A 19848-nucleotide genomic window follows, 5' to 3' on the forward strand; every position below is an offset into this window, starting at 1 on the left:
GTGTTACCTCCTTAAGCTACCGGCCTTGTGAGCTGCCCGCCGCATGCGGCCGCTTACAGCAACAGCCGCACCTACTCAGCAGTGGTCAGCTGGTCAGAGAGGTCATTGATCTGAGACTGGGTCGAGCTCAGCTGCGACTGTTTTGAATCCAACGAATTCTGTGCTGTGTCCCGATTTGTCGTTGCAGTGGTCAGCTGGTTCTGCAGGCGGGTAATAAGCGCCTGGACAGCTGTTTTAACAGCGGAGATCTTCGTATCAATATCGCTGTTATGCTTCTTCAGAGCCTCACCGACTGTGGTATCGTCAACCGCCGTCTGGAACAGATTCGCACTCGTATCCAGATTAGTTGAAAGATTAGTCTTTTTCGTTGTAAATGATGTATCGACATCATTAAGAAACGTTCTCGCAGTAGTGAGCTTAGCGTTGATTGCAGATATTTGGCCGTTCAGGTCATTTACCTGCGACTGGAGGCCTGAAACTTCTGACTGCAGAGTGCTTCTGCTGCTTGCCAGATCGTCAATTTGTGCCTGAATCTGCTGGTTATCCCCCATGGAAGTACCCTTTCTCTTTTCTTACAGATTCTATTCTTTCACGCTCTATTATAACAGGGAATCCTTACAATCCACAACGGTGTGGCTAAGATTTTATCAAAAACAGGGCGCGGGGCTACGCCGTGCAAATCAGCGTATGCGTAGGAATGCCGTTCTTAGCGTTGCATTGAGTTGAGTTGCCTTGGTCCCACTTCTCGCCGCATCGCACCAGCCTGCTAACGTACAGCGGCGTTACGGTCTGCCTGTTCAAGGGCATCGGCGGCGGCAGTGATATTTTTCTTATCAGTATCGACCAGTTCATGCCATGCCTTCATGAACCCTTTCATCTTTTCAGCAATTTTACCGTCATGTACACGGTTGCCTTCAACTTCCCCGGAATCGGACAGCTTCTTCGTTTTCAGGCCGGTAAAGGTATCCTCGCCGTCACCCAATTTATCCCTGGCAACAGCCGCCGCGGCTGCACTTGATTTAATGGTCCCTTCCATTACGGATCCCCTTATATACTTGATTCTGATATTTTTATTTTAATGTTTTGCGTGCATGGTTATTTATAAAGCAGATATTATCAGATTAAGGTGCTAAAGTTCCCCCTGACCGTTTCCTGCTGTCAAACTCTTCATCAAGGGAACGGACAGCATGGCCATACGCGATATCCTCATCTGCCATCTCATCGCGGATACCCTTTATTTCAGCGGACAGCCTCCCTTTCTCCTCCTCAGCCTGGACCATGAGTTTATGCAAGTATGCCTCCATTTCGGTGATATCGCTGTTGAATTTAGGATCAAGGGCTCCCGTAGCTATCTGTTCGCGGAGGGAATCCATATCACAGCGGAGCCTGTAGGCTATTTCGTCACTAAGCTGATCTATATTATTGAATATCCTTTTGCAGTCTTCTTCACGCTCTGACAGGCTTTCCATCTTTGCTGCATACTTCTCATGCAGCAAAGCGAACCGCCGGCTATGCTCTTTTTGAAGTGTTTTATCCATAGTTTTTGTCTCCAGTATTCATCAGCCTTACCTTTACTTTTTTAGCTGCAATAACCATTACTGTTTATACTCATCCACTCACCTACTTCACCGCCGAAGCAAACGTATAATCCTTATTTATACATAATACACATAAGTACTGCAGTGCTATGCCAGCATTAGCCTTGCTCCGGTGGTGAGCAGCCCCTGCTTCACTAAGTTCCGATAGTTTTCTTTTGGGTTAAGCATAATGCCCTGCGTGTCCCCAGGCTGGCGGATCACCAGATCGCTTTCCTGGCTGTCTTCGTAGAACTCAGACTCAACCGAAGCCAGGATGGTGGAGATAAGCCTTATGGACTCTTCTACCGTTGACTCCTCAGGGACGCGGAATTCGTAGCTTTCCCCGGTTGCAGGCAGGAGCACGTTAAGGATGATATATTCATTCATTGTTCTTCTCCAGTACTCATATCTGCCGGCTCTCCATTACCGGTATGCATGGGGGCGGCTGCACCCACAGATGCAGTATTCCCTGCGCCGGCAGATACAGATGCAGTATCCCTCCCGGGGATAATATCAGCAATACTTACGCCGGCAGCAGTCCCCGTACCGGTGTCGGTACCGCCTTCGGCATCCTGGTGGATAAGGCGGATACCGTACCTGCCGCCCCTGTAGAATACCCAGCCGTCGGTCTGGGCCTGCGCCTGGTTCATTTCAGGGGGCATATGCGTATTCGGGAAAATCGACTGGGTCTTGATGCCTTCGCCTACCCACACACCCTGCGGATTTGCGCGTATAGCCTTCATCCACGGCTCATAGACGTTCTCAAGCCGCCAGCGTTCCAGGACGAAAACAAAATTCGTCGTATCCCTGTATTCGTCCCGCTCAATATACCCCATCAGATTATTTTTAGTTTCAGCCGGCAATTTAGCGAAAGTTGAGAGAAGATCAGTAAAAATTACCGTAGCTGGGGAAATCTTCCCTGAAATCACCTGCTGTACCCGCATATCGATATCTGTAATATCAGAAGCAAGATGGAAATTCTCAGCATCTTCGGGCACGCCTTTGACCATATGGGAGGGGTCAATAACAAGGGAGCCCCTTGCAATATCTTTAGAGATAAGCGCAAAAGTGGCACTCAGAGCAGTAGCACAGTATCCCAGGGCTTCAGCATCATTACCTGTAATAATGAATGATGGCGACTTCCTTCCGTCAACAGTGAACGGATAGACCTGCTGCTTGTCGTATCCAAGCGGGATATCCCGTTCCTGCCCTACGGCATCGCCCACGAACATATCCGGTGTAACGAACTGCGGCAGGCGCGGGATGGGGACCGCCTCAGTCTGCAGATCATCATTATTATCAGAAGCCAGCTCCTGGCAGCGCTCCCGTATTTCGCGGCCTGTACCGGCATCAGCAGCCTGGTACTCGTGTTTCTCATCACCCTCCAGGAGGAGCCCGCGCAAATAATGCTGCGGCGGCGTGACCCCGGACATACTTCCAAAGACACTGCCGTACTCATCCACATTATTGAAAGCTGTCACAAGCGACATGCCGAACAGTGCCCTCAGACGCCAGCCTACCTGATTGAAATTCGCCGAAGTCACAATGAAGTGGATACCGTAGCGCGGCCCTTCATGGGCTATATCAGTGAGCATGTCAGTAAACTGCGGGTATGCCTCATTGAAAGCAGCTATATTCGTTAAGGCAACGATAACACGCGGCATCGGTTCGCGTGGCACTTCACTACTAGAGGTATCTGGCTGGCCCGACGGCGCATTTTTCTGCTTACGGTACTCAAAAACATAGTCGTCATACCTTTCACCAAAAGTATTGAGGACCCTGCGCCTGTGGGCAATTTTCCTTGAAATAAAATGCATAAGGCTTGTCACCTGCTCACGGTCATCTATAACCGTGACCCCGCCGACCTGCGGAGCCTGGTTGAAAGCGGTAAGCCCGCCGTCGCCCATATCCATGCCGTAGATATTGACGTCTTCGGCGCTGTAATCTCTTATAAGGGAATCAAAAACGGTTGAGACGATGCTTTCTGTGCCATATGACGTCTGGCCGTAAATAACAAGGTTATCGGCTTTGCCGAAGTCAACCGCCAGAAGATGCTGGTTCTGCCGTGACGGGTCGTCAATAATACCGATTTTTGCCACACAGGTATTTGTATCAGCCTCTTTAGCGGAGGTCTCGCTGATGGCGCCCTGGTACTGGCTGCGGAAATCGTCCACTGTTATCTGATCCGGGAGCGGATCCAGCCACAGCTGTTCTGCATGGATATCCATATCATCTGCCGTTTCGCATATCTGTTCCAGGACGGCATCAAGTTCAGTCAGCCGGGAAGCCTCCCCGGAAGTCTGAGGTTTCAGCGATGCAAGCGCCTCAGCAGTGTTCCCGATGAGGGTAACCATATCATCATGATGTTCCTCAAACTCCTGATGCGGGGTATACCGGGTCCCTGTGTAAGCACTCTGCCCTTGGGCAAAATAATCATTAAAGCCGACCAGCAGATAGAAACGCCCGGGGTTCTTCAGCTCTGCCGCATCGGGCCGCCTGATCATTTCCTTGGAATCGGGGCCGTCCGCAACTTTCAGGGAGACCTTGAAGCGGGAGTTGCTCCATATCTGGTCATTGACTACACCGGATGGTTTCTGCGTTGCCAGTATAAGATGGACTCCAAGCGAGCGGCCGATGCGTGCTGCAGAAATAAGCTCGTCCATAAAGTCGGGCTCCTGCTGCTTCAATTCAGCGAACTCATCGGCTACTATAAACAGATGAGGCATAGGGTCTTTGACTACACCCTGGCGGTAATAAGAGAGATATTTATAAATATCCATCGTTGGTTCGCCTGTAGCCTCACGCGCAATGTTGAAAAGGCGCTGGCGTTTCTGCAGCTCACTTTGTATGGCAGACAGGGACCGGTTGATTGCCGAACCGTCAAGATTGGTAATAGTCCCGGACAGATGCGGCAGTACAAAACGCCCATTGGCGAATGCACCTGCAAGGCCTCCACCCTTATAATCGATGAGCACAAAAGCAGCCTCATCAGGTGCATAATCAAGCGCCATAGAAAGTATATATGTAATAATGAATTCAGATTTGCCGGATCCTGTAGTCCCTGCTATAAGGCCATGCGGCCCGTGGGAGTCCTCATGGAGGTCAAGGATAAAAGGCTGCCCGTGGGCGCCGGTACCAATCCGGGTAGCCAGGGTACGGCTGGCATCATGCATGCGCCACCGTTCAGCAACATTCAAATCACCGACATTGCCGACTTTCTGCATATCCATATAGCTAAGGGATGTCGGCAGTCCGACATCCTTGGTCCCCACCTGACGCATCCTCACGCCGCTGAGGGCAGAGGCATACTTTTCGCTCTCTGCCGCACTGACCATGATGTCGCAGATGAACGCCCTGGATGTCCCGTCTACATCATCCCTGTAGAAGAAAGATGATGTAGCGCCGGTCTGCCGGGCCTCCTGCGGATCTATAATATTGACTACTGTTGCGCACTCGCTGGGCAGGTCGCTCAGGGTATCGGCATTAAAGATCACTGACAGCCCGAGATCATTGCCCGCATGCATCCACTTTGCCAGGGCCGGGGACCGTGATGCCAGATCACGGTCAGTGCAGAAAACAACATAATATGTCCCGGGGAAAACAGTATCCTGGCTGCTCCTGGTATGTGCGGAACGCTCATCATAAAGCTTCTGGAGGAAGCGGTCGACCCGTATCATATCTTCAGGCTCGCAGGCGAGGAAACGCATATCCCTGTCGTCGGAAAATGTGTGGGGCAGGCGCCTGGCAAAATCCCATTCCCCTGAATCCTCCTTATCGCCAATCAGTATAATCTTGACATCGTCATAAGAATACAGCCCGCTGAGCTGGATCATAAGGCCTCGCAGCACAGGCCATATCAGGTTCCTGGTGCCGACGAAACCCACTGTACGGTCTTTTTTCAGATCAAGGGCAATGGGGACATCTGAAACCGCAGGACGGTTTTTACGCATTTCAGACACCCTGTCGGAAAGGATATCACTGTCCAGCGTGAATTTGTTTTCCGGATATTTGATTTCGGCCTTCAGCTCCTCGCTGCCGATCCCGAGCCTTAATTCCATAAAATCACTGTGCGCCGAGCTCCGGTTCATCAGTTCCGGAGACCTGCTGTAAGCGCGCTGCATAACAGTTTCAGGAAGGACACGGTTGCTGCGGAGTATAGCTGCCTGCAGCCCGCTCTCCCGGCGGAGTTCCGCCTCAACACGGTTCAAGTAGTCCGTAAACCGGTTGATACGTTTTTCTTCAGCTTTCTTTCTGCGGTGCCTATCGTAAAAATTGCTGATAACAGGCCACACGATCATGCCTATGACCATAGCGCCCGCCATTGCAATAGTTGGCAGCACATTCATGATATTCTCCCCCGACCTCAGACGGGATATTGATGCAACTGCCATAAAGACTGATGCCAGGCCCATCATAAAAGAAGGCCCTATCTGCATGATCGCGGGGCTGATTTTTTCCCCTTCTTTTGTGGGCGGCGCGTCCAGTTTGAAAACACGTTTATGGATATTCTGCATCAGGCGGGGTGCCGGGAAGAAATTGCTGCCATCGTTATCTTCCTCATCTATATCCGTATCATCATCCTGCGGCTGGGGGCTGGATGCGTAGATATCCTTGTGAGGCAAAGGCCGCAGGGACATTGTCCTCTCGCTGGCTTCCAGGCCGGAAGGCTGGTTGATGGTGATGAACCTGTCCCCTATCCCTATTTTCAGGTCTGCCAGTGAAATAACATCGCCAACATTCAGCTTGTAGGCTACCTGCGTTGAAACAGGTACCCCGTTGATATACAGCGGATCGCCTCCCGCACGCAGCTGGAGCATGAAATGCCTCTCCCGGAGCTGCAGGGTAAAACTGTCTGATGACACCAGCGGATGGGAATACTGCATATCGCTGTCCGGCGAAGAACCGAACCTGACAGCCTGATCGGAAGTAAAAGCAACTTTCTGATAATGCCGCATCCCTCTTGTAGACCGGCGGATATAAATACGTGAAGGCTGAGGGAGGGCAGGCTGCTGGCCGGAACCCGACGAAAAGCCGGCCGGAGCATCACCTGCTGTGTATATAGCGGTATATACAGCGCGTTTGGACGGGTCTATGGCAAACTGATGCTCCGAAGCCTTATCCTGCTCAGCATGGCCAGCTGCAGGATTGCTGTCCAGCTGCCTGAGCTCATACCCTTTTTCTGCGGTTAGCACGGCACCGGTACGGGCGCCATGCATTTTGGCGACCATATGCCTGGTCCCGGCCATAGAATATATCGGAAGCAGGGCGCTTGTCCCAAGCATAAATTTATTTGTCGTTTCCCCGCCGGAATCATATACCGAGATCAATAATGCAGAATCCATGTATGCAGCCTGTCTAAAACAATCTGTTATTACTTAATTACTTACTAATTTAGGTCAAGTATTGATGAAGCACTGAAATATTATACATACGAAAAGGGCAAGACCAATCCGGCAACACCTGCCGTATCAGACCTTGCCCTAAAGCCAAGCGACTATAGATTATTAGAATCAGAAAGGCTGATTACGCGCGGAACCCGGTCGCAACATTCTGATCCGAGGTCTCAAGAGTCTGAGCCGCTGCATCCAGGCTCTGAGCAATTTCATTGATCAGATCCTCTGCCTTGACGAAGCCAGGACGAAGCTCTGAAAAACGCTGTGCATACGCCTGCGAGGCCTGGCCTTCCCATTCGCCCTGCAGTGTATTGAGCAATGTGTCCATCTTGGAAATAACTTCCTGGACCGTATTTGCCTGAGTGCGGTACTCGCCTGCACGAGAACGCATCTGATCCGGAGTAATCCTAATCTGTCCTGCCATATTAACGGAATCCTTCCTGTAAGATTGCGCCCCGTTAAGAGCACAATACCTTATTATTTTACGAAGATGGCACAAACTGCAACTATAAATGATACAAACTGTACCCGCTTCACGTATTATTTTAGCCGCTATGGGCGATATTGTCACCCCCATACACGGTATGCCGGGCGTTTCGCGGCACAAAAATCCACTCGACTGCCTCCACATACAGGTGTGTATCTGCGGCTTTCACAGCGTCACCCCTCCCACGCCAAGTACGGCGATACCGTTAGTATTCAAGTGGACACTGCCACGCGGCAGGACCGGAAAGGGGGCTGTATGGATGATACTGCATATGCGCAGCAGGCGCAGGCGGCGATCACTGATATTGACAGGAGAATAAGCAGGTATTCCGCCGAACTTTCACAGGTACGGCAAAAAATCAAAGAGCTTGAGGAAGACCACAACAATTAAAGTACCATAATGAGCCAAATTTATACTGACGACCTGAACTATTTTATTGTCCCTGTTGATAATTCATTTGAGGGGTTCCAAAGGCAACTGAACGCTTCAATTCCTGTTGGATTAAAAGTTTTTGTATACTCAGGTTTAGGGATTTTACCAGTTTTAGGGTTGACGCTTATACTTCATTCAAGCTCTCCCTCTATGGGTTGGATAAGTTGTATCTTCTTTTTAATAAGCATATTGGCAATAGGATTAACTCGGCTGCAAAGAAAAAAATCATACACTTCGAATAAGCTGGCCCAGCAGCCTTTATCTATATTCCTCTTTGATACAGGGTTTGTGCTAAGTAATGACTATCTAACTTATTCCGATATTCCGGCTACTGAACACGAAAAAATACTCTCTAGAATGTATTCACAAACAATACCTTATAACAACCTTTATTCCATCCATCGATCAAAAAATGATTTTTATTTTCTTGAAACGAAGAGTACAGGGTATACTATCAAAAAATCTAGCTGCTCCCCTAACACGCTGCAATTCCTAAACACCCTCAAATACTCTCTACTGCAAACAGCAATAAATACAATAGAAAACAGACAGCCGGCAACAAATATCAATCGTTTACATACCTTATCGGGTACAAAGAGCCCTCTTCGCCAGGATAACCATATATCGAAAAACGCACAGGAGTTTGCTGATGATATCAACTATTTTCTTATTCCGCTGGATACCTCAGCCAATGGATTTTATAAGTTATCTACTGGTTTCCTTCCAAAATGGCTAAAGCCCATTCTGTGGGCATGCATACCTGCATTATTGGTTATTGCTGTCGTCTATGTTTTACAAAAAAATTATAATCTCAGTTTGCTGTTTTTTGTGTTATTCCTCATACCGTGCTTTGCTCCATGGTATTATAGGCGAAAATTAAAAGAACTTTATAACTCCAGTAAACTCTTACAGGTGAAACGCTATATTTTCCTTTTTGAGTCAGGTTTCAGTGTAACTAATCTTTATTTGGCATACTCCGACATCCCACCGGCACACCGCGAAACCGAGCTGAATATGATATACACACATACCGTCCCGTATGAGAACTTATACACAATCGGCGAGTCAAAAGAGAAATATTATCTTTTTATATCAATCAACAGCGGCTATGCTGTCAAAAAATCAGACTGTTCCCCTAACGCATTGGAATTTCTGCGCAATCTGAAAACTGCAGTGGGCTCAAGGAAGAAACGAAAGAAATGAACACCAGTTTTACCGACGATTCCACCTATTTCATTGTCCCCGTAGACTACTCATACGAAGGGTTCCAGAGGCGAGCATCCAATATAACTCCGCGGAGAATCGGGATTTACAGATACCTGTTCCTGGCCTCCTTGCCACTCGTCGGTATATTCCTTATAGTATGCACAAACTTTCACCTTGCCGGCTGGACGGTCCTGTCCGCGTCCCTGATACTGATACTTATAGCAGGATTGCTCAGAGTACGGGAAAATAAGCCTGGTAACCATCATATTGAGCTTCCAAATCCGGTATACTTATTTTTATTTGATTCAGGATTTATAATTACAGACGATTATTCAAGTTATTCCAGTATCCCTGCAGACAGGAAGGACAGCATACTGGAAAAATTATATCTGCAAAGGATCCCCTACAGCGATCTCTGCTCCATTAAGGAATCAGAAAAAGATTTTTACCTTCTTATAATGGAGCGGGGCGGTTTAACAGTCAGAAAGGAAGATTGTTCGCCTGGCGCCCTTCATTTCCTAAGCTCACTTAAAGATAATATCCCCGAACCAACACCCCAGCCTGCGGAGAATGGCCAGCAGGACTGCACGCAGACCCGGCATATACGTGGGTCATCTCTGGGAACAGCCTGCGATGGCTGGCAGGAAGATAAGCCTTCGGACATCAGATTTATCGATGATACGAATTATTTCCTTGTCCCGATAGATACTTCCGCTAAGGGATTTTACAAAATGAGGAGCATTGCTATCCCATTATGGATAAAAATATTGGTATATACATGCATACCGGTATCACTGTTCTTAGCAATTATATGCACTTTGGATAGAGAAGAACACGAACTAAGCCCAATCGCATGGATATCTTTACTGTTGTTATGCCTTTTGCCGATTCTCTACCGGATAAAGACAAACAAAATCTATAACTCAAGTAAGATCCTGCAAAAGAAATGCGCGATGCTTCTTTTTGATTCAGGATACACCATACTCAATGTCTACCTGGAATACTCTGGTATCCCGGCAGTGCAGCGTAACAAGAAACTCAATTCTTTGTACACGCACAAACTGCCCTACACAACTTTACATGGTATCCGCGAATTAAAGGATTACTATTATCTTTTCACAGCAGGCAACAACGGATACGTTATCAGAAAATCAGACTGTTCCCCTAACGCCCAGGCCTTCCTGCGCAACCTGAAAACCGCAGTAAATTCAAGGAAGAAACGAAAGAAATGAACACCAGTTTTATCGACGATTCCACCTATTTCATTGTCCCCGTAGATTGCTCATACGAAGGGTTCCAGAGACGGCCAGCCTACACAGCTTCGGTTAAAACCAGAGTGATTTTCTGCCTGCTTTTAGCCTTGCTTCCGATTACCGGTACGATATTTATAGTGTATTCGGGCTTTCAGTTTACCGGATGGATGCTGTGGATTATTTTTCTGACAATAATATCTGTAGTGGGTTTGACCTGTAACCGGCAGAAGAATTCTCATGCTTCTATCAGTCCTTATTTTCTAAATAAGTCATTTTCCGTTTTCCTGTTCGATTCAGGATTCATAATAAACGATGACTACCTGACTTATTCTGATATACCTGTATCTGACCGGGACAAGATACTCAGCAAATTATACTCACAGATAACACCTTACGGTGCCCTCAGCTCCGTCAGTGAGTCAGATAAGGATTTCTATTTCTTTATGCTGCAATATGGCGGTTTAACAATCAAAAAAGAGGACTGCTCATCTAATGCCCTGCATTTCCTGAGCACACTCAAAAATAATACCTCTAAATCGAAAAACAGATTTGCTGAGGATAACCGCCAGACAGCTAATGCACAGGATCCGCCGTTAAAAAGCAGCTCTCCTCAGACGGGCAGCGAAAACAGCATCCCAAAAACAGATATTCCGGATATCGGCTTAGTTGACGATACCAACTATTTCCTTATCCCTATAGACACATCAGCTGAAGGCTTCTGCAGATCAGTAAGCACGGCTATCCCGATGTGGTGGAAAATAGCTGTAGGCTTATATGTACCGGTATCGTTAATTCTCGCTGTATTCTGCACTGTGGAAAAAGAATATGAACTATGCATATTCCTTTGGATTATTCTTTCGGTATTGATCCTGCTCGTGCTGGGGTATCGACCAATACTAAAGTTATTGCATAATTCCAACGAGCTTTTACAAAAGAAACATTCAATATTCTTATTCGATTCAGGATACACGGTATCAGGCATCTACCTGGCATACTCTGACATCCCGGCAGGACAGCGTAACAAGAAACTCAATTCTTTATATACACACAAACTGCCCTACACAACCTTATATGGTCTCCATGAATCAAAAGAGCATTACTATATTTCCGTTACCTACAATACGGCTTATGCCATCAGAAAAGCTGACTGCTCGCCCAACGCACTGGAATTTCTGGACAATCTGAAAACTGCAGTGAATTCACAAAAACGTTAGCAAACCTTTATATAATCTGGTTCCTCAAGCAAGAAAGTAAGGGGAACACTTATGGAAGTGTTTAACAGGCAGGTAACTATTGAGCTTCCTGAAGGCTATGAACCGTGGGATATTAAAGAGCCTGGAGCTGGGGAAGATTCAGGTCCCCTGATATCTCTGCTGTCGAATAGCAGCGATCCTGATGCAGCAAGCCTGCCTGTTTCCTCACCAGGCCTGAGCTTCAGGAGCATCCGCAATAAAAATACCAGAATAATCGGAGTGGAAACTCCTGAGGACTGGCACTCGGAAAAGCTGGAAGAAAGGCTCAATATGTATTCCGCGCTTCTTGCCCGCAGCCTTCCTCTTTTTGAAAACTACGACATGACCTATAAACAGCTCAATAAAAACGGTGCGTATATTGGACAGATACGCTATGCATTCGCCACACCTGAACAGGACTGGTATTCAAGCCTTCTTATATTCCCTGTCAACGGTAAGGAAGCACTGATCAATATGGTATGTACAGCCGAAGATGCAGATCAGGCAATGGTTGATTTCCTGAGCATATCGAATTCGATCACTGTGTGCGGATGAACGGCTGCGGACCTGCTGGTGGTAAAACACGCAGATACAAAATTCATTCCGGCTGTTTTCCACAATTTCTGTTTTTGTATCTGCGTGTTTTACCACCAGCATCTGAGCAGACACGGCCGGATACTATAAAAACGCACACAGGCCTGGTACCGGCAGCCATAAAATAGAGGGGTTTGTGCACAATAGTCAGGAAGCATAAAACCTGAGGCCTGCAGAAGACCGGGGCCGGAACCGGATCAGCCCTGAGCTGCTCAACAGCAGGAGCAGACAGCCGCAGGGCACTTAACAACAGATAACAGAAACACAGCATGATGAAGAACGAAAAGACAGCCAAACTTCCCGCACCGCGTGGTGCGCGCCCGGGACAGCCCGGCGACCGCTCTGCATTTGGATTTGAGATTTCCACGCAGCTGCCCGGGCACCATGGTCGCACAGGAATGATCCGCACTCCGCACGGCGATATCCGCACTCCCGCGTTCGTTCCCGTCGCCACTCAGGGTACCATGAAGGCAGTGCTCCCCGAACAGATGGAAGCCCTTGGTGCGCAATGCATGCTGTCTAATGCTTTCCACCTTTTTGAGCGCCCGGGCGAAGATATCCTTGACGCAGCCGGCGGGCTGAATGAATTCATGCACTGGGACAAGCCTACATACACAGATTCCGGCGGTTTCCAGGTGCTCTCCCTCGGAGCCGGCTTCAAGAAGACGCTGGCAATGGATACTGAAGGGAAGAAATCCGACGATGTGATAGCCAAGGGCAAGAACCGCCTGGCTTTCGTCGATGAGGACGGGGTAACCTTCAAATCCCCGCTTAACGGTGCTCAGAAACGTTTTTCCGCTGAAATCTCTATGCAGATACAGCACAAGATCGGCGCAGATATCATGTTTGCTTTTGACGAGCTGACAACGCTGATGAATACCCGGCACTACCAGGAGAAATCAGTCGAACGAACCTTCCGGTGGGCGAAACGATGCATCGCGGAACACGAGAAACTGACAGCGGAGCGCACCGGTAAACCGTATCAGGCCCTGTTCGGCGTGATCCAGGGGGCGAATTACGAGGATCTGCGCAGAAAAGCTGCCTCGCAGATCGGTTCTTTAGGCTTTGACGGTTTCGGGATCGGCGGGGCCATTGAAAAACGCATTATCGGCGATATCTGCTCATGGATATGCGACGAACTGCCCGAGGGCAAGCCCCGTCATGTCCTCGGCATTGCAGCTGTGGATGACATTTTTGCATGTGTAGAAAACGGCGGGGATACGTTCGACTGCGTTGCGCCTGCACGTACAGCCAGAAACGGTGCAGTCTATACGCGCGACGGGCGCTGGAACGTAAAGCGTTCAGCTATGCGCAACGATTTCAGGCCGATAGAAGACGGGTGCGACTGCTACACATGCAAAAACTATTCGCGCGCTTACGTCTGCCACCTTCTGCACGCCGGGGAAATGGCCGGCGCAACGCTGGCAACGATCCATAATGAAAGGTTTTTTATACGCCTCCTTGATGATATACGCGCTTCAATCGACGGCGGATATTTCACCGAGTTCAAAAATGATACCCTCTCACGTTTTTATGCGCACGGGTCAAAGGGATAAGATACAGGCCATGAGAAATAGCTGTCCCGGAAATTGCGCCACGCCAGCCCGGGCACCCATGCAGGGTCTGGGGTGGGTGCGTGTTAAAGTTTTTCAGGTACGCGCACGTGGCGGAATGGTAGACGCGCTGGCTTCAGGTGCCAGTGGCCGTTAAGGCCGTGGGGGTTCAACTCCCCCCGTGCGCACCAGTATTTGTATACACCTGATATCCCAGTATCCGTTAAATAAAAGTTTACTAAATAAATAATAAATAAATTAAATGGATGCCGGGGAAAATTTCCGGGGCATCCTTAGATATCCATTATCAGTTATTATCGGTCAGCCCATTCAGCTGATCCTAATTATTGTACTGTCAGCAGCATTTAGTCCAGCGACTTCGATATTGCAAAAGCCCGCACTGCTGCAGAGATACCGAGAACAATGAGCGCTATACCCGCAAAGATGATAAAAAACTCCGTGCTCCATGCCGGTGATGCCAGAACAACGATACCAGCTATAACCGAGAGCAGCCCATAGAATATGGACCAGCCCGGCGCAAGCTGTGTGGCAGCAGTAGCGAATGACATCATACCTTCAATGAGCCATGAGGTCCCAACAAAAATCGTCATATAAACTGCAAGCCATGCACCGGAAATGAACGGTGCCCGAAGGACGGAAATACCCGCGATCAGCAGAAGTATGCTGAGCAGTATCTGGAGTACCCTCCATCCATCCGATATGCCTTTGATGCGGAATAATGCCACCAGGCGCACAATGGCATCAACGATAAAATAGAGGCCAAGGATAACAGCAACAACTGCAAGTGTGTGCCCAGGCCAGGCCAGCAGGCAGACACCCGCCACAATAGCTACGATACTCAGGATAATAGTATTCCTGCGGACGACTCTGGCGAGTTCATCAGTAACCGTTTCAAAGAAATCCGGGATATGGTCGAATTGCTGTGACATATTTTGCCTTCTTATAGTCACTAACATAATCACTGATTCGCCGTACCGGCAGGGTATTCAGGCAGGGCCTTCAGCATACGGCTGCCGGTATTGCCAGCAGTATCAGTATACTTTGGTGCTGTCGACCTGCCTTGTGAACCATGTTGTCATCAGGATAAACGGCCTGCGCAGGATAACACCTATAAACAGGGCAGCAACCGCAAAAATAGACAGCTGGGCCATATATATTCCGTAATTCGCGAGGTAGGGGCCTGCTATCGCTTCCCTCATCGCATTGATAGCATAGGGGAAGGGAAACAGCGGGTAGATCACTTGGAACGGTTCAGGGAGCATCTGTATAGGGAATGTCCCTCCGGTACCGGCAACCTGCATGACAAGAAGGACTACAGCTATAGCTTTGCCCGCTGCACCGAATGCCACAGTAAGCGCATACATAAGGCTGGAAAAGACGAATGCGCACAGCCATCCCGCTACAAAGAACTGCCACGGTTTTTCACACTGTATTTTCAGGAACCACAGGTCCCCCATGCATATCAGTGTTGCCTGGGCGAGGGCAAGAAGCATGAATATTATATAGCGTCCGAAATATTCTTCGTTCAGATGCAGCCCAAGGAAACGCATATTCCCCGGCGTTTCAGCCCGCAGCGGTTTACCGCCCACCAGTACAGGCACTTCTTTCAGTTTCAGGGCAGCAGCCTTCCCCTCATCAGAGATTTTTGCCTCCATCATTGCCACCAATATGACGCTTCCAACCCAGATAGCCAGGACTGTATAGAACGGGGCCATCTGTGAGCCGTAATTCTCCATAGGGTATACGGCATGGCGCTCAAGCCCTACCGGCTGTGCGAGAAGGCTGGCGAGCAGGGATGCATCAATATTCTTACTTGAGCCGAGCTGCGAAAGAAGCCCCTTGACCCCTGTATTGGCTATTTTTGCTGTAAAGGCGCGCAGCCTGGCCGCAGTCCTGCTGAGATTGTCCGCACCAGAATCCAGCGATTTACGGATATCTGCAATGCTTGCTGATGTTGCAGAGCTGAAGTTTGAAATATCCGATGTCACGCCGGACATATCGGCATTGATCGAATCAAGGCCTGAGAAAACCCTGGAAACAGAGCCGGACAGCTGGTCCAGCTGCGGCCTGACAGTATCGTTGAAATCTTTTTTTGCGCGGCGGACAGAGGAGATAATGTCTGCTATCTGCTTTTTCACCCGGGCGCGCTGCGTGCTGACAACCGAATCTGCAGTGGTGAGTGCTGTACCTGTATCGCTGAGGGCCTTAGCCAGGTCCGTATGGTCCCGGGCCACAGATTTAAGCTGCGATACCTGGGCGTCAAGCACGCCCGTCATCTGGGAACGTGCTGCAGCGCTCAGGGATGCATCAGATGCTATTGAATCGCGTAGCCTCTGGAGTGAATCCGCAGCAGCAGTATATTTGCCGGCCTGGTCCCGTACCGCAGCAGACAGCGAGTCCAGGTCCGATCTCCACGTCCCTGTCCTGCCCGAGACCCCGTCCATAAGCGTATCAACCTGGCTGCTTAACGACGACAGGCTTTTCTCGCTGGAATCCAAAGCCTTTTCCATAGCAGATCGAGAAGTGTTCAGAGCTGATCTCAAAGATTTTGCGGATGCCGCTGTGTTTTTCAGTGCATCTTTCAGGGATGATGCCCCCTGCCCGGTCTGCTTCATAAGGTCCTGGGCAGACTTGATAAGGTCTGCAGAGCTGCCCAGCAGACCGGAATATGCTGCCATCTGGTTTGATGCTGAGTCCAGGCCGTCCGCCATAGAATTCAGATTATTGACAGCGTTCGTGACGTACGAATCAAGGTTCCCGTTACTGGAATATCTGGATAGCGAACCTGCCAGGTCCAGCGCAATATTTGCCAGTGTTTTTGTGAATGTGGAATCTATCTGCGCAACGATGGAATCCGCCCCTTTATCTGTTATATGGGGCGCGATCGCATTCGATTTTTCATTGATGTAATAAGTCAGTTTTGCCCGCGTGGCATGGGGCGAGAAGAGGGTCATCATATCTTTGCTGAAAGACCCGGGGATGATGATCGCCGCATAGAATTTCCCTGATTTTACGCCGTCTATCACGTCTTTTTCGTTTTCAAACTGCCAGTCTAGCTGTTTATTCGTGCGCAAGGCGGCTTCAATAGTGTTGCCCGCATTCACAGTGACGGGGATAAGGTCAGACTTATACCCTTTATCGGAATTGGCGACTGCCACCTTGAGGTTTCTGGTATTCCCGTAGGGGTCCCAGCTGGCCGCAATATTGAACCATGCGTACATGGCAGGGACGATCACCAGCCCCATGAGCACCACTATACCGATAACATTTTTAGTAGCGTTGCGCAGGTCACGTACAAATATCCGCCAGATATGTTTCATGAGCGGCCTCCTTTCCCCTTGCCTGCGCCGCCTTCTGCGGCTGGCCCGGCAGCTCCGGATCCGTTACTGCCGGTACCGCCGCCCGTATCCCTTTCAGTATTATCAGCACCGTCCTGCGCATCCGGACTGTCATCCGCAAAGAACCAGCGCCTGCGTATATGGTCAAGCACGCTGGTCCGCATACGTTCGCCGGTCATCTCCGACAGCCCCAGCTCACGGGTATATGATTCGCGCATATATTCAAGGATTATCAGGAACATATCTATGACGATGATGGAAACTATCCATGCTATAAGGAAACCTATTTTTACAGGCACAACGAACATAAGGATCAGGAAAATAACAGGTATGATGATTATGGAAGCGATACCGCCCGCTATAAGGCGGGGATATACCCGCAGGAATGCCTGGGACCTCTTCCGTATCCGTTCCTTATATCCGGCACTGTCCAAAAGGTTCTGCAGTATATTGGACAGCCTGAACCTGGAATTCGTCAGGTTATTCTTTTCTGCAATAAACAGGTCAGTCTCACCCAGGCGCCTGTCAAATAAAGCATTAAGATTCAGCATATACGGGCGCACATAGATGCCTACAAGGAACGCACCAATAATAAACGGGAGAAGCATCGCAAGATTGTGCCAATATGAGGCTTTATACAGGCCTCCGATGGTTTCCCGCATCGCGTTGATCCCGTACGTGAAGGGGAGCCACGGCTCAATATTGCGGAAAAACTTGGGCATCAGCTCAATGGGGTATGTCCCTGAAGAGCCCGGTATCTGCACAATCACTAAAAGTACGCCGATCGCTTTGCCAATATGCTTGAACGTTGTTGACAATGCATAAATGATACTGACATAAGTAAAGGAAAGGAACACGCCGGCCAGGATGAACAGCGCAGGGTCCTTGCACTGGATGCCCATAAGCAGGTCGCCGGCAGTCGTGATCAGCCCCTGGAACAGGCCGATCCCCAGGAATATGAGGAAACGGCCCATATAGGCGTCCCTTGCCCCGAACTTTTTCAATCCTTCGCGGTCAACTTCAATTTTGATGATTGCAATAAGGATAAAACCGCCGACCCACAATGCAAGATTGGTATAAAACGGCGCGATCGCAGACCCGTAATTCGATATAGGGTACACGGCCTTTGTTTCCAGGGAGACAGGCGACGAAATAAAGGTGCTGATCTCCTGGGGGTCAAGGGATATGTTCCGGAGCTCACGCCAGATACGGGAGCTGTCAAGCGCAACGAGATCCGTGCGGATCTTATCAAGCTGATGCGCGGCCTTACCTAGCGAGCCTGAAGTGGTGGAAAGCGTTGCGGAAGTCTGGCCTATAAGCCCGTCAAGCTGGGAAAGTATATGCCTGGTCTGGGAAATATTGGAGCTGAGGGCGATAAGCGTCCCATCCGCAGACGATACCAAAGTTTCAAGCGACCCCAATGTTGCAGAGAATGTTGCAGAAAGGTTCCCGTTCAGCTGGCTGTTTGCAGTATTGAGAAGGTTCGCACCGCTGCTTGCCCCGTTAGATAGTGCTGACCCCATATTATTGGCTGCCGTCTGGGCGCTGCTGAGTGCTGAGCGGGATGCAGAAGTAAAACTCTGCAGCTCAGCGCGCTGGGCATTCGCCCGGTCACGCAGTGTGCTGATCTGCGCCTCCATAGCCTTATATGTATCAGACCCTCGCGGTATACCCGAATTTTCCAGTGCATTGCCCAGCTGCGACACGATGCTGTCATTGAGGGAGACTATCAGGCTGAGCTTTGCCTGCACGTCATTCGCACTTACAGAAACATCCGTAAGAGCCTGGTCGATCGTTGACGCGGCATTCCCTGCCTGCATCGACAGCAGAGACAGGTTGGATGCCCCATTGGACAGCAGCAGGCTGGCTGACGAATTGAATTTGTCTGCGCTTTTCCTTGTAGATGATATGAGTTTCTGCGTATTTTTAAGGGACCTCCGCATATCTTCCACTGATGAGCCAAGGCCGCTGAGCGTTTTATCCACAGCCTTAAGGGAAGTTTTCGACCCTTTCAGCGACGCAACCAGGCCGTCTATCGATTTCCTCGTTGATTCTATATTTTTCAGCGCATCTTCAGTAGAAGAGACTGCATCGTCGCGCGTTGAGGCAAGACCGTTATCAATATCGGTACGGGCCTTCCGCAGCTGGGCAACAACGGCTTTGCTGACCTGCCGCGTAAATTCAGTGCTGATCTTCCCCTCAACTGTTGAAGCACCGATATCAGTAACCTTAGGGGCAATAGGGTTCAGTTTTTCGTTCACATAATACTGGAGCTGCGGACGTCTGCCTGAGCCTTCAAGCGCACCCACAAGATGGGAGCTGAAGTCCCTGGGTACTATGAGTGCAGCATAATACCTGCCGGAAGCAACCCCTTCCCTGGCCACGTCGCTGGAAACGAACTGCCACCCCAGGGAATGGCTGCTTTTCAGCTGTTCCATCAGCTGTTTGCCGATATTGACATTCCCCGTCAGGGAACTGTACGACCCGGCATCTTCATTGGCTACAGCGACATGGAGGTTCCCGGAGCTGGAATACGGATCCCAGTTGGCAGCTATGTTCGCCCATGCATACAGCCCGGGCAGGAAAGCGATAGCGATAGTAACAATGAGGGCAACAGGGTTGCGCAGGACACGCTTAGCGTCGCGCACAAAAATACGCCATGCCATACTTTAGCCTCCAATAGCCCTTAAACAGCACTAAGTACTATCTGCTTCCGTTTTATAACCGTAAATACTTAACTATAGTACGGGCATTGATATCTT

Annotated in this window: 15 protein-coding genes and 1 tRNA gene; 7 read left to right on the forward strand and 9 right to left on the reverse strand. The window is 49.4% G+C overall.

The annotated features are described in order from the left end of the window. Positions 1–71: 71 nt before the first annotated feature. The 6 genes from ABKA16_RS05825 to ABKA16_RS05850 all read right to left on the reverse strand — a co-directional run bounded on the left by ABKA16_RS05825 (position 72) and on the right by ABKA16_RS05850 (position 7394). Positions 72–551, reverse strand: coding sequence for a YwqH-like family protein (locus ABKA16_RS05825; protein ID WP_007147992.1), 480 nt, complete (start codon positions 549–551; stop codon positions 72–74). A 215-nt stretch (positions 552–766) separates the two neighbouring features. After that, the gene (locus ABKA16_RS05830; RefSeq protein ID WP_381000060.1) at positions 767–1036 is read right to left on the reverse strand and encodes a hypothetical protein; all 270 of its coding nucleotides are present in this window, start codon (positions 1034–1036) and stop codon (positions 767–769) included. 85 nt (positions 1037–1121) lie between these two features. Next, positions 1122–1538 carry a hypothetical protein gene (locus ABKA16_RS05835; protein WP_381000058.1) on the reverse strand — a complete coding sequence of 139 codons (417 nt, stop codon included), beginning with the start codon at positions 1536–1538 and terminating at the stop codon, positions 1122–1124. A gap of 147 nt (positions 1539–1685) precedes the next feature. After that, positions 1686–1964, reverse strand: coding sequence for a hypothetical protein (locus tag ABKA16_RS05840; RefSeq protein ID WP_381000056.1), 279 nt, complete (start codon positions 1962–1964; stop codon positions 1686–1688). Next, the gene (gene essC / locus ABKA16_RS05845) at positions 1961–6919 is read right to left on the reverse strand and encodes a type VII secretion protein EssC (protein WP_381000055.1); all 4959 of its coding nucleotides are present in this window, start codon (positions 6917–6919) and stop codon (positions 1961–1963) included. Before essC ends, ABKA16_RS05840 begins: the two co-directional genes overlap by 4 nt. A 181-nt stretch (positions 6920–7100) precedes the next feature. Next, positions 7101–7394, reverse strand: coding sequence for a WXG100 family type VII secretion target (locus ABKA16_RS05850; RefSeq protein WP_381000054.1), 294 nt, complete (start codon positions 7392–7394; stop codon positions 7101–7103). A gap of 318 nt (positions 7395–7712) precedes the next feature. On the opposite strand from ABKA16_RS05850, the gene ABKA16_RS05855 reads away from it, so the two are divergent. The 7 genes from ABKA16_RS05855 to ABKA16_RS05885 all read left to right on the forward strand — a co-directional run bounded on the left by ABKA16_RS05855 (position 7713) and on the right by ABKA16_RS05885 (position 13918). Continuing rightward, positions 7713–7847: a hypothetical protein gene (locus ABKA16_RS05855; RefSeq protein WP_381000052.1), complete on the forward strand. Its 135-nt coding sequence runs from the start codon at positions 7713–7715 to the stop codon at positions 7845–7847. Positions 7848–7856: 9 nt separating this feature from the next. Beyond that, the gene (locus tag ABKA16_RS05860; RefSeq protein ID WP_381000050.1) at positions 7857–9092 is read left to right on the forward strand and encodes a YcxB family protein; all 1236 of its coding nucleotides are present in this window, start codon (positions 7857–7859) and stop codon (positions 9090–9092) included. Beyond that, positions 9089–10327: a YcxB family protein gene (locus ABKA16_RS05865; protein ID WP_381000048.1), complete on the forward strand. Its 1239-nt coding sequence runs from the start codon at positions 9089–9091 to the stop codon at positions 10325–10327. Before ABKA16_RS05860 ends, ABKA16_RS05865 begins: the two co-directional genes overlap by 4 nt. Beyond that, positions 10324–11562, forward strand: a complete 1239-nt coding sequence (locus ABKA16_RS05870; protein ID WP_381000046.1) for a hypothetical protein — start codon at positions 10324–10326, stop codon at positions 11560–11562. The genes ABKA16_RS05865 and ABKA16_RS05870 overlap by 4 nt, the downstream gene beginning before the upstream one ends. 51 nt (positions 11563–11613) lie before the next feature. Further along, positions 11614–12135: a hypothetical protein gene (locus ABKA16_RS05875; RefSeq protein WP_381000045.1), complete on the forward strand. Its 522-nt coding sequence runs from the start codon at positions 11614–11616 to the stop codon at positions 12133–12135. Positions 12136–12443: 308 nt separating this feature from the next. Then, positions 12444–13730 carry a tRNA guanosine(34) transglycosylase Tgt gene (gene tgt, locus ABKA16_RS05880; protein WP_381000042.1) on the forward strand — a complete coding sequence of 429 codons (1287 nt, stop codon included), beginning with the start codon at positions 12444–12446 and terminating at the stop codon, positions 13728–13730. 101 nt (positions 13731–13831) lie between these two features. After that, positions 13832–13918: transfer RNA gene (locus ABKA16_RS05885), tRNA-Leu, on the forward strand. Between the two features lie 174 nt (positions 13919–14092). On the opposite strand, the gene ABKA16_RS05890 is transcribed toward ABKA16_RS05885, so the two are convergent. The 3 genes from ABKA16_RS05890 to ABKA16_RS05900 all read right to left on the reverse strand — a co-directional run bounded on the left by ABKA16_RS05890 (position 14093) and on the right by ABKA16_RS05900 (position 19752). Then, positions 14093–14677, reverse strand: coding sequence for an HdeD family acid-resistance protein (locus tag ABKA16_RS05890; RefSeq protein ID WP_381000040.1), 585 nt, complete (start codon positions 14675–14677; stop codon positions 14093–14095). Between the two features lie 102 nt (positions 14678–14779). Next, positions 14780–17068 carry a YhgE/Pip family protein gene (locus ABKA16_RS05895; protein WP_381000039.1) on the reverse strand — a complete coding sequence of 763 codons (2289 nt, stop codon included), beginning with the start codon at positions 17066–17068 and terminating at the stop codon, positions 14780–14782. Further along, the gene (locus tag ABKA16_RS05900; RefSeq protein WP_381000037.1) at positions 17065–19752 is read right to left on the reverse strand and encodes a YhgE/Pip family protein; all 2688 of its coding nucleotides are present in this window, start codon (positions 19750–19752) and stop codon (positions 17065–17067) included. The genes ABKA16_RS05895 and ABKA16_RS05900 overlap by 4 nt, the downstream gene beginning before the upstream one ends. Positions 19753–19848 lie beyond the last annotated feature (96 nt).

Origin of the sequence: Scardovia wiggsiae (assembly GCF_051045985.1) — a bacterium.
GTDB lineage: Bacteria > Actinomycetota > Actinomycetes > Actinomycetales > Bifidobacteriaceae > Scardovia > Scardovia wiggsiae.

Excerpts from the sequence above, each read along its gene's own strand:
- ABKA16_RS05825 (WP_007147992.1), bottom strand. The coding sequence starts at position 551 with ATGGGGGATAACCAGCAGATTCAGGCACAAATTGACGATCTGGCAAGC.
- ABKA16_RS05830 (WP_381000060.1), bottom strand. The coding sequence starts at position 1,036 with ATGGAAGGGACCATTAAATCAAGTGCAGCCGCGGCGGCTGTTGCCAGG.
- ABKA16_RS05835 (WP_381000058.1), bottom strand. The coding sequence starts at position 1,538 with ATGGATAAAACACTTCAAAAAGAGCATAGCCGGCGGTTCGCTTTGCTG.
- ABKA16_RS05840 (WP_381000056.1), bottom strand. The coding sequence starts at position 1,964 with ATGAATGAATATATCATCCTTAACGTGCTCCTGCCTGCAACCGGGGAA.
- essC (WP_381000055.1), bottom strand. The coding sequence starts at position 6,919 with ATGGATTCTGCATTATTGATCTCGGTATATGATTCCGGCGGGGAAACG.
- ABKA16_RS05850 (WP_381000054.1), bottom strand. The coding sequence starts at position 7,394 with ATGGCAGGACAGATTAGGATTACTCCGGATCAGATGCGTTCTCGTGCA.
- ABKA16_RS05855 (WP_381000052.1), top strand. The coding sequence starts at position 7,713 with ATGGATGATACTGCATATGCGCAGCAGGCGCAGGCGGCGATCACTGAT.
- ABKA16_RS05860 (WP_381000050.1), top strand. The coding sequence starts at position 7,857 with ATGAGCCAAATTTATACTGACGACCTGAACTATTTTATTGTCCCTGTT.
- ABKA16_RS05865 (WP_381000048.1), top strand. The coding sequence starts at position 9,089 with ATGAACACCAGTTTTACCGACGATTCCACCTATTTCATTGTCCCCGTA.
- ABKA16_RS05870 (WP_381000046.1), top strand. The coding sequence starts at position 10,324 with ATGAACACCAGTTTTATCGACGATTCCACCTATTTCATTGTCCCCGTA.
- ABKA16_RS05875 (WP_381000045.1), top strand. The coding sequence starts at position 11,614 with ATGGAAGTGTTTAACAGGCAGGTAACTATTGAGCTTCCTGAAGGCTAT.
- tgt (WP_381000042.1), top strand. The coding sequence starts at position 12,444 with ATGATGAAGAACGAAAAGACAGCCAAACTTCCCGCACCGCGTGGTGCG.
- ABKA16_RS05890 (WP_381000040.1), bottom strand. The coding sequence starts at position 14,677 with ATGTCACAGCAATTCGACCATATCCCGGATTTCTTTGAAACGGTTACT.
- ABKA16_RS05895 (WP_381000039.1), bottom strand. The coding sequence starts at position 17,068 with ATGAAACATATCTGGCGGATATTTGTACGTGACCTGCGCAACGCTACT.
- ABKA16_RS05900 (WP_381000037.1), bottom strand. The coding sequence starts at position 19,752 with ATGGCATGGCGTATTTTTGTGCGCGACGCTAAGCGTGTCCTGCGCAAC.